This window comes from Mycobacterium innocens (assembly GCF_900566055.1).
GTDB lineage: Bacteria > Actinomycetota > Actinomycetes > Mycobacteriales > Mycobacteriaceae > Mycobacterium > Mycobacterium innocens.
Genome location: NZ_UPHQ01000088.1, coordinates 1 through 12,232, shown reverse-complemented (window position 1 = coordinate 12,232; position 12,232 = coordinate 1). Strand labels below are relative to the sequence as shown.

At 68.4% G+C, this 12,232-nt stretch carries 11 protein-coding genes and 1 pseudogene; 3 read left to right on the top strand and 9 right to left on the bottom strand.

Translation table 11 applies throughout. The features are described from left to right. Positions 1 to 176, bottom strand: a pseudogene (locus tag EET03_RS10200) (pyridoxal 5'-phosphate synthase lyase subunit PdxS); the annotation flags it as partial. A gap of 392 nt (positions 177 to 568) precedes the next feature. On the opposite strand from EET03_RS10200, the gene EET03_RS10195 reads away from it, so the two are divergent. Both EET03_RS10195 and EET03_RS10190 read left to right on the top strand, forming a co-directional pair. Further along, positions 569 to 2,011: a PPE family protein gene (locus EET03_RS10195; RefSeq protein ID WP_425271515.1), complete on the top strand. Its 1,443-nt coding sequence runs from the start codon at positions 569 to 571 to the stop codon at positions 2,009 to 2,011. Positions 2,012 to 2,203: 192 nt separating this feature from the next. Then, entirely contained in the window at positions 2,204 to 2,602 is a 399-nt protein-coding gene (locus tag EET03_RS10190; protein WP_244232301.1) for a PE-PPE domain-containing protein, read from the top strand. 26 nt (positions 2,603 to 2,628) lie between these two features. Here EET03_RS10190 and EET03_RS10185 read toward each other — a convergent pair whose 3' ends face one another. The 6 genes from EET03_RS10185 to thrS all read right to left on the bottom strand — a co-directional run bounded on the left by EET03_RS10185 (position 2,629) and on the right by thrS (position 9,307). Further along, positions 2,629 to 3,690, bottom strand: a complete 1,062-nt coding sequence (locus EET03_RS10185; protein ID WP_075543244.1) for an NUDIX hydrolase — start codon at positions 3,688 to 3,690, stop codon at positions 2,629 to 2,631. Next, on the bottom strand, positions 3,690 to 4,826 hold the full coding sequence (locus tag EET03_RS10180) for a glycosyltransferase family 4 protein (RefSeq protein WP_063471912.1): 1,137 nt from the start codon (positions 4,824 to 4,826) through the stop codon (positions 3,690 to 3,692). The genes EET03_RS10185 and EET03_RS10180 overlap by 1 nt, the downstream gene beginning before the upstream one ends. A 32-nt stretch (positions 4,827 to 4,858) precedes the next feature. Further along, a complete protein-coding gene (locus EET03_RS10175; RefSeq protein WP_063471913.1) occupies positions 4,859 to 5,809 on the bottom strand; it encodes a phosphatidylinositol mannoside acyltransferase in 951 nt (316 codons plus the stop codon). Continuing rightward, positions 5,806 to 6,504 carry a phosphatidylinositol phosphate synthase gene (gene pgsA, locus EET03_RS10170; protein WP_075543242.1) on the bottom strand — a complete coding sequence of 233 codons (699 nt, stop codon included), beginning with the start codon at positions 6,502 to 6,504 and terminating at the stop codon, positions 5,806 to 5,808. The genes EET03_RS10175 and pgsA overlap by 4 nt, the downstream gene beginning before the upstream one ends. A gap of 114 nt (positions 6,505 to 6,618) precedes the next feature. Then, positions 6,619 to 7,191, bottom strand: coding sequence for an ATP adenylyltransferase (locus EET03_RS10165; protein WP_075543241.1), 573 nt, complete (start codon positions 7,189 to 7,191; stop codon positions 6,619 to 6,621). After that, the gene (gene thrS, locus EET03_RS10160) at positions 7,184 to 9,307 is read right to left on the bottom strand and encodes a threonine--tRNA ligase (protein WP_075543249.1); all 2,124 of its coding nucleotides are present in this window, start codon (positions 9,305 to 9,307) and stop codon (positions 7,184 to 7,186) included. The genes EET03_RS10165 and thrS overlap by 8 nt, the downstream gene beginning before the upstream one ends. A 143-nt stretch (positions 9,308 to 9,450) precedes the next feature. Here thrS and EET03_RS10155 point away from each other — a divergent pair, with 143 nt between their 5' ends. Continuing rightward, positions 9,451 to 11,034 (top strand): MmgE/PrpD family protein, encoded by a 1,584-nt coding sequence (locus tag EET03_RS10155; protein ID WP_208649031.1) that lies wholly within the window; start codon positions 9,451 to 9,453, stop codon positions 11,032 to 11,034. Here the strand turns inward: EET03_RS10155 and EET03_RS10150 are convergent. Then, entirely contained in the window at positions 11,031 to 11,657 is a 627-nt protein-coding gene (locus tag EET03_RS10150; RefSeq protein ID WP_063471938.1) for a PaaI family thioesterase, read from the bottom strand. The two genes, EET03_RS10155 and EET03_RS10150, sit on opposite strands and share 4 nt — an antisense overlap. Positions 11,658 to 11,765: 108 nt before the next feature. After that, positions 11,766 to 12,232, bottom strand: a 467-nt coding sequence (locus EET03_RS30200) for a hypothetical protein (RefSeq protein WP_208649030.1), incomplete at its 5' end; no start/stop codon positions are given.

The window sequence follows — 12,232 nt, the reverse complement described above, 5'->3', positions numbered from 1 at the left end:
TCCAGCGCCATCACCGCGACCGCGCCGGCGCCCTCGGCGATGCGGGCCTGCTCCGCGGTGACGACGTCCATAATCACCCCGCCCTTGAGCATCTCGGCCATCCCACGCTTGACCCGCGCCGTACCGGCCTGGCCGTTGACCGACCCGGATGACGGGGCCCCGTTCGAGGTGTCCACTACCTTCTTCTCTCCTTCGATGCGGGCACCAGTCTAGTGGTGAGCGAAAACCGGGTTTTTCGGCTCCGCGCGGCGGTGCGGGCGGTGGTCATGGCCGCGTTCGGACGGTGAACCAATCGGCCCGCAACCCTTTTGCGCCCCAACGTCGTTGGGCGCCGACGAAATTTGCCGAAGCCCGGGCGAGCGCCCCCACCCTGTCATACAGTCATTGACGTCCTTTCGGGCAGGACCTCAATTCCATTGGGTTTTCACTCGCCCGTGCACGGCGGCGGTCGCGTACGAAAGTCCGCGGCCATCGGCGCCACATCGCACGGCAGCTGAGAGCGCCTGCTGCGAAGGAAACGCGTGTCATGAACTTCACCGTGTTACCGCCGGAGATCAACTCGACGCGGATGTACGCCGGTGCCGGTCCGGCGCCGATGTTGGCGGCCGCGGCCGCCTGGGACGGGCTGGCCGCCGACCTGCAGGCCTCGGCGGCCTCGTTCGAGTCGGTCGCCTCGGGTCTGGCGACATCCTGGCAGGGCGCTGCGTCAGCCGCGATGACGGCCGCGGCCGCACCATATCTGGCCTGGCTGAGCGCGGCCGCGCAGCACGCCGAGCAGACGGCCGGGCAGGCCCGGATGGCCGCGAGCACGTTCGAGGCCGCACTGACGGCCACGGTGCACCCGGCGATGGTCAGCGTCAACCGGACTCAGCTGGTGTCGCTGATCGCTTCGAACCTGTTGGGCCAGAACGCCCCGGCGATCGCGGCCACCGAGGCCGCATACGAGCAGATGTGGGCCCAGAATGTGGCCGCCATGTCCGGTTACTACTCCAATGCTTCAGCACTGGCCAGCAGGCTGATTCCATGGCAGCAGCTGATGGGCGGCCTGTCGACAACCGGCGCAGGCCCGGCGGCGATGGCGCCGGGCGCGGCGCTCGTCATGGGCACCGCGTTCCTGCAGCCGACGTCGAGCTATGTAAGCCGTATCGACCAGTTGTTCATCGCCCCGTTCCACCCGGGCTACCTCGCCCAAGGCCTGTACACCCCGGAGCAGTACTGGCCGCTCACTGGTCTGACGAGTCTGACCGTCGGCCAGTCGATGGTGCAGAGCGCGAAAGTGCTCAACGACGCGATCATGGCGCAGAACGGCAACCCCACCCTGGTATTCGGCTACTCGCAGAGCGCCTCGGTCGCCACCCTGGAAATGCAGCACCTGCTGACCCTGCCCGCCGACCAACGGCCCACAGCTGACCAGCTGTCATTTGTGCTGGCCGCCAACCCCAACCGCCCCAACGGCGGATTCCTCGAGCGCTTCCACGGTCTGTACATCCCGATTCTGGATCTGCCGTTCTTCGGCGCCACCCCGGCCAACGCCTACCCGACCACCGATTACGCGATTCAATACGACTTCCAGGCCGACTTCCCGCAGTACCCGCTCAACCTGCTCGCCGACGCCAACGCAGTCGCCGGCCAGTTCTACATCCACTCCAGCTATCCGGACCTCACGCCCGCCCAGATCGCTACCGGTGTGGTACAGCCCGTGTCGCCGGCGGACACCATGACCAAATACATCCTGATCCCCACCCACGATCTGCCGCTGCTCAACCCACTGCGCGCGATCCCCATCCTGGGAAACCCGCTGGCCGACCTGGTGCAGCCGGATCTGCGGGTGCTCGTGGAGTTGGGTTATGACCGCACCGCCTATCAGGATGTGCCCACCCCGGCCGGTCTGTTCCCGCAATTCGACCCACTTACCGTTGCCGGCCAACTGGTCGAGGGGGCCGGGCAGGGCCTACATGACGCCATGGCCGACCTGGGATTGCCGCCGCCGCGATTCCCGCAACTGTCCTGACCCGGCGCAACCCACCGCAACTCACCGGAAAGGTTGCGGGACAGGGCTGAGAACCGGCTCCGAAAAGGCCGACAGCGATGAATTTCGTCATCTTGCCCCCGGAAATCAATTCGGCGCGCATGTTTTCCGTGCCGGCTTGGGGCCGACGCTGGCGGCGTCGGCAGCGCGGACGTCAACGCCGTCGCCGGCGCGTTGATTCTGCACTCCCAATTCCCGGCCCTCGCGCCCGAATGGGTTGCCATGGGTGTGGTTCAGCCGGTGACACCGGGGTCACTGACCACCTACATCATGATCCCCGTCCAGGATCTGCCGATGTTGGCTCCGGTGTGCGCCATCCCCTTCGTCGGAGAACCGCTGGCGGACTTGATCCAGCCCAACTTGAAGGTCCTGGTGAACTGGGGCTACGGCAACCTCGAACATGGTTGGAGCCAGGGGCCGGCCGACGTTCCCACCCCGGCCGGGCTGTTCCCGGACATCAGCGTGTTCGACGTGGCCGCGGCGCTGCAGCACGGCACGGTGCAAGGCATCAACGACGCACTGGCCGATGTGGGGCTGCCGCCGCTGTCATCGTGGTTGCCGCGGCTCCCCTGAGATCGACCAGCGAGACCCCGCGCCGATCAGCGGATAGACTGCGGCACAACGCCATTGCGCATTGCGTCGCCCGACGCATCCGCCAGCCGGTTGGCTTCGGGCAGCAGCTCGCCGAGCTGCAACGGGTACACCTGCTCGCCTGCGGCCACCAACTGCGCGATGTCGGTGGCGTCACACCAGCGGGCGCCGTGAATGTAGCGGCGCTCCAGCTCGGTTCGGCCCTCGATGGACGGCTCGAACCGCTGCGTGCGGTACACCAGGTAGAACTCTTCGCTGTCGAGCAGCGTGCCGTTGAATTCGAAGACGTCGCGGCGTCGCCAGATCGGTCCGACCAAGTCGGCCGGCTCGACCTGCAGACCGGTTTCCTCGGCCAGCTCCCGCGCAGCTGCCGCAGCCAGCTGCTCCCCGTTGCGCACCTCACCGCCGACGGTGAACCACCACCGAGGCACCGCGGGGCCATCAGATTCCCTGGCCGCCGGGTCCGAACCGTGCAGCAACAGCACCGCACCGGTCTCGTCGAGCAGCACCAGGCGCGCCGAAGTGCGTCGGATCAGGTCACCGTGGTCGCCCCGGCCGCCGTGGGCCAGCGCGTGGGGGCGCTCCGCGATTTCGAAATACGTTGGCAGCGGCGCTCTTCCACCGAGCCGGAAAGCACGCACCATGCGCCGTTCACGCAGCACGAGGGTGTCGCGCACGGCGTCGTTGTGGAATCTGCGGGCCAGCACCACCCGGGCTTCGGCGTCGGCCAGCTCGGCAGCCAGCGCCGTCGGCAGCGACGCCGGGTCGACCACCGCCAGTGCGGCGGAGAGCCCGTTTTCCGCGGCCTCGCGCGCCGGCCGAGGGGCGCGCTCGGCAGCGTCGGCCAGGTCCGCCAACCGCCTGCCCTCGGGCGCATCGCCGTAGGCCTCGATAGCGACCGCACGCGCCACCACCGCGCGCCGCGCCAGGGCACCGTCGAGCGCCTGCCAGGACAGGTCGTAGCGGACGTGCAACCGGTCCAGCCGGTTGGCCCGCTGATAACCCCAGGCGCCGAACGCCACCAGCACCACGAACAGCACCGCGACGACGGCGACGAGCAGCCACGTCATCAGCTGGCGACCTGCACCTTGACGCCGGACCCGGCGACCGTCTCGTATACCCGCATGATCTGGCTGGCCACCACCGACCAGTCGTACCGACGGACCGCGGCAGCGCCGGCGGCGACGTACCGGCGACGCAGCGCGTCGTCGTCGAGCACCCGGATCAGCGCATCGGCCAGCGCGGCGGCCTGTGAATCCGGGGGGTAGACCGGCACCAGACATCCCAACTCGCCGTCTCGCAGCACGCGCCGGAAGGCGTCCAGATCGCTGGCCACCACTGGGGTTCCGGCGGCCATCGCCTCGACCAGGACGATGCCGAAACTCTCGCCGCCGGTGTTGGGGGCGCAGTACACGTCGGCGCTGCGCATCGCCGAGGCCTTGCCGGCGTCGTCGACCTGGCCAAGAAAGCGGAGGTAGCGCGTCAATCCGCCCGCCTGGCTGCGCAACTGGTCCTCGTCGCCGCGGCCGACGATCAACAGCTGCACCTCCGGGAAACGCTGCACCACGGCAGGCAACGCGGCCAGCAGGACGGCCATGCCTTTGCGCGGCTCGTCGTAGCGGCCCAGGAACAGCACCGTCTTGCCGGGCCGCGGATATCCGTCCAACGGCGACGCCGTGGCGAAGAAAGCCACGTCCACGCCGTTGGGGATCTCCACCGCGTCCGAGCCCAGCGCCTCCATCTGCCAGCGCCGGGCCAGATCCGACACCGCGATCCGGCCGACGATCTTCTCGTGCATCGGCCGCAGGATGCCCTGGAACACCGTCAGGGTCAGCGACTTGGTGGTCGACGTGTGAAACGTCGCCACGATCGGGCCTTCGGCGATATTCAGGGCCAGCATCGACAGGCTCGGCGCGTTGGGCTCGTGCAGGTGCAGGACGTCGAAATCGCCTTCGGACAGCCACTTCTTGACCTTGCGGTGGGTTGCCGGGCCGAAGCGGAGCCGCGCCACCGACCCGTTGTACGGAATCGGAACCGCCTTGCCACCGGAGACGACATAGTCGGGCAGCGCGGCATGCGGTGATGTCGGCGCGAGCACGCTGACCTCGTGCCCGCGGGCGCGCATCACCTCCGCGAGCTGCAACACATGCGACTGCACGCCGCCCGCCACGTCGAACGAGTAGGGACAGACCATCCCGATGCGCATCAAGCTTTCCTCAATTGGGCCTCAATTGGGCCTCAATTGTGCCTCAGCCGGGCCCGCCGGGCGTCGGACAGATCGGCCAGCCACTGCGGCTGCAGCATGTGCCAGTCCGCGGGGTGCTCGGCGATGTTGGCCGCGAAGCGGTCGGCCAACGCCTGGATGATGGCGCCGACGTCGCCGCTGGCGCAGTCCAGCGCCGGATACACCCGAAAACCCCAGCCATCGCGTTCGAACCAGGAGTGCGCCGGCAGCAACGCCGCGCCGGTTTCGATGGCCAGCTTGGCCGGCCCCGCGGGCATCCGGGTGGGTTCGCCGAAGAAGTTGACGTCGACGCCGCTGCGGGTCAGGTCGCGCTCGGCCATCAGGCAGACCACCCGGTTGGCCCGCAACCGGTCGCACAACACCTCGAACGGCGGTTTGGGGCCGCCGGACAGCGGCAGCACCTCGAAGCCGAGGCTTTCCCGATACTCGATAAAGCGCCGATACAATGACTCGGGTTTGAGTCGTTCCGCGACGGTGGTGAACGTGCCATGCGTCTGCGCCAGCCACATGCCGCCCATGTCCCAGTTTCCGCTGTGCGGCAAAGCCACCACAACACCGCGGCCCGCGGCCAGCGCCGCATCCAGGTTGTCGATGCCCTGGAACGAGTCGTTGATCTGTCGAGTCACCTTGCGGTGGTTCATCGTCGGCAACCGGAACGCCTCGCGCCAGTAGCGGGCGTAGGACTCCAGCGAAGCACGCATCAAGCTGTTCGGGACGTCGGCGGGTCGCACGCCGATGACCCGGGCCAGGTTCTTGCGCAGTTGCTCGGGCCCGCCACGCCGCGCCGCGTAATGCGCCCCCGCGTCGAACACGTTGCGAGCGGCGAACTCCGGCATCGCGCGCACGACCCGCCAGCCCGCAGCATAGGCCCAGTCGGTCGCATGACCGGTCAACAGGCGACGCGGGCTCCCGCGGAATTGCAGGCCGGCCGGGGTGGCGGTCACTGCTGCGTCTTTCCGGGGCTGCCCGGTTTCGGGTGGCCGTGCGTTTCGGTCCCACCGCCCGACGCCGGTATGCGATCGGTGGCCCCCGGCGAGGTCCACACCGTGTGCAACCGCTGCCCCAGCGTGATCACGCTGGCCACGGCCAGCACCCACATGGCCACCGGCAACGCCGGCGGCCACGCGATGAACGGAAAGTCCGATACCCCCGCACCGACGAGCACGATGATCAACCGCTCCGGGCGTTCGATGATGCCGCCGTCGCCGCGCAGGCCGCTGGCTTCGGCCCGCGCCTTGATGTAGGAGATCACCTGCGAGGTGACCAGACAGATCAGCGTCGCCACCACCAGCAGCCGGTCACGCATGCCGAACGCGATCCACCACAGCAGACCGCTGAACACCGCGCCGTCACTGATGCGGTCGCAGGCGGCGTCCAGCACCGCGCCCAACCGGGTGCCACCGCCGCGTTGCCGGGCCATGGCCCCGTCCAACATGTCGAAAAGCACGAAGAACCAGACCACACACCCACCGGGAAACAGCTTGCCCATCGGAAAAAGCACCAGCGCACCGGCCACCGAAGCCGTGGTCCCGATGATGGTGACGGCATCGGGCGTCAGGCCGATCCGCAGCAGCGCCCGGGCCAGCGGATCGGTGATCCGCGCAAAGGCCGCCCGGGACAGGAACGGCACCTTACTCATGCGCGCCGCTCTTCCCCGCAAGCGGGTGGTACCCCCACTCCCCCACAAGCGGGCGGTGCCCCCACTGCATCGACGCCGCCGCAGCTCGTGCGCGCCGTCCCCCGCCGCAGCCGCTCACCGTTGCCTGGCCCATTCGGTGGCCAACAGCCGGCGGGTGTCGCGCAGCAACTGCGGAATCACCTTGGAGCCGCCGATGATGGTGATGAAGTTCGCGTCGCCACCCCACCGCGGTACCACATGCACGTGCAGATGCTCGGCCAGCGATCCCCCCGCCGAGGTGCCCAGGTTCAGGCCGACGTTGAAGCCGTGGGGCCGTGACACCTTCTTGATGACGCGAATCGCCTTCTGGGTGAACGCCATCAGCTCCGCGCTCTCGCGCTCGGTCAGGTCCTCGAGCTCCGAAACCCGACGGTAGGGCACCACCATCAGGTGCCCAGGGTTGTACGGATAGAGGTTGAGCACGGCGTAGACGAGTTCGCCGCGGGCCACCACCAGACCTTCCTCGTCGGACAGCAGCGGGATTTCGGTGAACGGCTGCGAGCGCTCCGACTCGGGGCGCTTCATCGGCGCTTCGGCGAGGTAGTTCATCCGGTAGGGCGTCCACAGCCGCTCCAGGTGGTCGCGCTGGCCGACGCCCCGATCCAAGATCGTGCTGTCCTCGCGGTCAGCGTGCTGCTCGTCACCCACCGCTGCCCACTTTCACCAGTTCAGCTGTCGGAGTGGCGTTTTCACGATCACCGATCCACTTCACAATGGCTGCCACCGCGGCATCGCGGGGCACGCCGTTGAGCTGGGTGCGGTCACCGAACCGGAAGCTGATCGCGCCGGCCTGCACGTCGCGGTCGCCGGCCAGCACCATGAACGGCACCTTCTGGTTGGTGTGGTGCACGATCTTCTTGGCCATCCGGTCGTCGCTGCCGTCCACCTCGACCCGTACCCCGTGCGACTTCAGCTGTGCCGCAACATCTTCCAGGTATGGCAGGTGCTCGTCGGCGACCGGAATGCCGACCACCTGAACCGGCGCCAGCCACGCCGGGAACGCCCCCGCGTAGTGCTCGGTGAGGATGCCGAAGAACCGCTCGATCGACCCGAACAGCGCGCGGTGGATCATCACCGGGCGGTCCCGCGCGCCATCCCTGGCGGTGTATTCGAGTTCGAAGCGCTCCGGGAAGTTGAAGTCGAGCTGGATCGTCGACATCTGCCAGGTACGCCCCAGCGCGTCTTTGACCTGCACCGAGATCTTGGGACCGTAGAACGCCGCGCCGCCGGGATCCGGCACCAAATCCAGGCCGGATTCGGCACCCACCTCGGCCAGCACGTTGGTGGCTTCCTCCCAGACCTCGTCGGATCCGACGAACTTGTCCGGGTCCTTGGTGGACAGCTCGAGATAGAAGTCGGTCAGACCGTAGTCGCCGAGCAGGTCGAGGATGAACCGCAGCAGCGAGCGCAACTCGTCGCGCATCTGGTCACGGGTGCAGAAGATGTGCGCGTCGTCCATGGTCAGCCCCCGCACCCGGGTCAACCCGTGCACCACGCCGGACTTCTCGTAGCGGTACACCGTGCCGAACTCGAAGAGCCGCAACGGCAATTCGCGATAGGACCGCCCGCGCGCCCGGAAGATCAGGCAGTGCATCGGGCAGTTCATCGGCTTGAGGTAGTAGTCCTGGCCGGGTTTGCGCACCGAGCCGTCCGGGTTGTATTCCGCGTCGATATGCATCGGCGGGAACATGCCGTCGGCGTACCAGTCCAGGTGTCCGGAGGTGTGGAACAGCTGGGCCTTGGTGATGTGCGGGCTGTTGACGAATTGGTAGCCGGCCTCGGTGTGCTTGCGCCGCGAGTAGTCCTCCAGTTCGCGACGAACGATGCCCCCCTTGGGATGGAAAACCGCTAGGCCCGAACCGATTTCGTCGGGAAAGCTGAACAGGTCCAGCTCGATGCCCAGCTTGCGGTGGTCGCGTCGTTGCGCCTCCTCGATGAGCTCCAGGTGCCGGTCGAGCGCCTCCTGCGACTCCCAGGCGGTGCCGTAAATCCGTTGCAGGCTGGCGTTTTTCTGGTCACCCCGCCAGTAGGCCGCCGAACTGCGGGTCAGCTTGAAGGCCGGGATGTGTTTGGTGGTCGGGATATGCGGTCCGCGGCACAGGTCACCCCAAACCCGTTGGCGGGTACGGGGATTGAGGTTGTCGTAAGCGGTGAGCTCGTCATTGCTACCTGGGGGGCCGACCTCCATGACGGCTGGGTCCCCGGATTTGTCGTCGACGAGTTCGAGCTTGTAGGGCTCGTTGGCCAGCTCCGCGCGGGCCTGGTCCTTGGACGCATAGACCCGCCGGTCGAATAGCTGTCCCTCCTTGACGATCTGGCGCATCCGCTTTTCCAGCGCCACCAGGTCCTCGGGCGTGAACGGCTCGGCCACGTCGAAGTCGTAGTAGAAGCCGTCGGTGATGGGCGGGCCGATGCCCAGTTTGGCTTGCGGGAACAGGCCCTGGACGGCCTGAGCCAGCACATGGGCGGCCGAGTGCCGGATGACACTGCGGCCTTCCTCGGTGTTGGCCGGCACCGGCATGACCTCGACGTCGACATCGGGCACCCAGCCCAAGTCGCGCAGCTTGCCCTCGGCGTCGCGCACCACCACGATCGCGTCGGGCGTGCCGCGCCTGGGCAACCCCGCCTCGCTGACCGCGGCGGCCGCGGTGGTCCCGGCACGAACCCGAATCGGGGCTTGCGACGCTCCAGACGGCCGCGGCGCGGCCGGGTGCGCCGCGTCGTCGCCGTCGGCTCCGGGGGCCGGGTGTGCGGGGGCGCTCATCGGGTTGGTCTCCAAGGCTTGGACATGTTCGATGCGTGTCAGGACGATCGCGACCATGCTATCGGTGCGCCCGACTACCAGCCCAAGCCGATCCGCCATCTCGATTGACCCATCAATCGATGCGCGCCTACCGTGCGACCGTGGTGACGACCCTCGAACGGTTGGGGGGCTGGGCCGTTGACCTTCGTCTCGACGACGTCCCGGACGCGGTGATCGACCGCTGCCGAGCCCAACGCCGATCCGTGTTTGCCGCCCTGGCCGCTTCGACCGGCGACGTCGCATCCCATCGGGTGCTCGCGGGCGTCGAAACCTGGGCCGGCGAAGGGCCGGTTTTGGTGCCAGGGCTGCCCCGCTCGGTTGCCGTCGACGCTGCCCTGTATGCGGCGGCCGCGTTGTCGATCGCGCTCGATTTCGATGACTATGTGTGCTTCGCTCACGCCGGCCACTCCGCCGTGCTGGTGCCGATATTGCTGGCCGCCGAGACCGGCGCCTCGGCGGTCGAGCAACTGGCCGCCCAGGTTGCGGCTAACGAACTCGAGGCCCGGTTGGGCGGCGCCTGCCTGCTCGGACCGCTCAATGGTCAGCTGTGGTCGTTCGTGCACGCCGCCGGATCGGCCGTCGCCGCAGGACTCCTGCTGGGGCTGGATACCGGCCGGTTGGCGCATGCCCTGGCCCTTGCCCTTTACCAAGCTCCGCGCGCCACCGTGCCGGGGTTCATGGCGCCCGACTCGAAGTTGCTGACGGCGGCCGAGCCGACTCTGGCCGGGATACGGGCCGCCCGACTCGCCGCCCGCGGCGTCACCGGTCCACTGGATGCGCTGGACCATCCGCAGGGCTTCTTCGATGCGTTCTGCTATGCGCCGCTGCCCGCACTTCTCGGCGGGCTCGGCTCCGGATGGGCGACCCGGACGATGAGCATCAAGCGCTACCCGGGCTGCGCCTATGTTGATACAACCGTCGATGCGCTGCTTGAACTCGGGCCGCCACCTGCCGCCGACGTCGCGTCGGTGGTGGTCGAGGCGGGTGTGCTGACGTGCGGAATGGACGCCATGTCGCACGGGTACGCGGCCGTCCGCATGCCCACACCGGTGACCATCAACTTCTCGATCCCGTGGACCGTCGCGGTGACGCTCGTCGCCGGCCGGCTCACGCCCGTCGAGGTCAACGAGGAGTGGCTGGCCACCCACCACCGCGAGCTCGCCGATTTGGCCGACCGGGTGTCGTTGCGCCACGACTGGTCCCTCACCGTGCGCACGGCCGAGGCGATGGCGCCGCTGCTACCGGTTCGCGCGATCACGGCGGGCACGCCAACCCGCCGGCTGCTCGGCGCGGTTCGACGAACTCGCCGCGGGCACAAGGGTATTCGCGTCGGCGTCGGCGACGGCATGGCTCTGCTGCGCGCCCTGCGAGAGGGCGGGATCGGTGCCGCCGGCCGCGCCGCGAGGGGACAGCCGTGGGCGCCGGCGGCACTGGATGCGTTCACGATGACGTTCCCGGCGCGAGTGCGGGTGAGGTTGCGCGACGGCCGCGAGCTGGTGGCCGAAAGCGATGTTCCCCACGGCGGGGCCGGGACCATGAGAACCAGTCCGGACGGGGTCAGCCGTGAGAAACTCTCCGCTTGTGGACCTGCGGTGTGGGGCTTGCAGGGGACCGAGAACATCGGTGAGGCGATCGACTCCGACGCCGCCGGCTTGTGGCGCCTGCTGGGAACTAATACTGGGAACTAAGGCTGCCCAGGCTTGAGCCGCACAAACAACGCGTCGGCCTCGGTCAGCAAGGTGTCGCCGTCGGTCAACCGGCCGGAGACGAAGATCTTGCGCCCGTCGGCACGGTCGACTCCCGCGTCGATCCGCAACTTTTTTTCGATGGGCACGATATTGCGATAGTTGATCGTGAGGTAGGCCGTGCGTTGCCGAGTGCTGCCGGTGAGCACCGACGCCGTCAAACCCAGGACCGTGTCGAAAAGCAACCCGAGCGCCCCACCGTGCACGGCGCCGTTGCGGCCCAGATGAAATCGGGCAAATCGGGCCCAGCCCTGGATCCGGCCGTCGTCGGTCTTACGCGCCGACATCGGCACCGTCAGGATGTTGCCGCGCACGAACAGGTCCATCCGCCGGCCCGACGGCGAGTGCCATTCGTCGGTGTCGAACGGCGTCAGCAGCGCCGACACCTTCTCCAGCAGGTCGGCGGCCTCGGTGATCACGTCGTCGGGCGCATCGGCGGCCCGGGCATGGTCTTGCAGCTTGCGCACCGCGTCGATGAACCGGCCGTAGTCGGGCCCACCCTTGGTGGTCGGTTCGGGGGGATTGAATCCGCCGCCCGGGTGTCGTTGATGGTGACCTGCCACCACCACACCGTATTAGGACCGTATTGGGACCGTATTAGGTCGCCCCACGGTACGCGCCGGCCCGCGTAGGGTGAGCCCACCGCCGGATGCACATCGCCGGCCGACCGTGGTTTAACCCGGTTGGCCAGACAGGCCGTCAGCACCGATGCTGCCGTCGGCGCCATTGCCTCCGTTCTGGGTCGTGCCAGTCCCACCGGTACCGCCGGTCCCCAGCCCGCCGCCGCTGCCACCGGCGCCGCCAGCACCGCCGCTGGCAGCCGTGCCGTTGACGCCCGCCTGGCCGATCAGCAAACCTCCCGAACCGCCGAGTCCGCCGATACCGGTGCCGCCGCCGTTGCCTCCGGTGCCACCGGCACCGCCGTCGGCGCCGGTGCCTCCGGATCCGCCAGCGCCGATAGCGCCATTATTCGGGGCAACACCGGCGCCGTCGCCACCATTGCCGCCGACACCTCCGAGGCCGCCGGCGCCCCCGACACCGCCCTGGCCGCCGATGCCGGCAATGCCGCCGTCACCGCCGTTGCCGAACAGCAGCCCACTGCGACCACCGTTGCCGCCCGAGCCGCCGCCTCCGCCGGTAC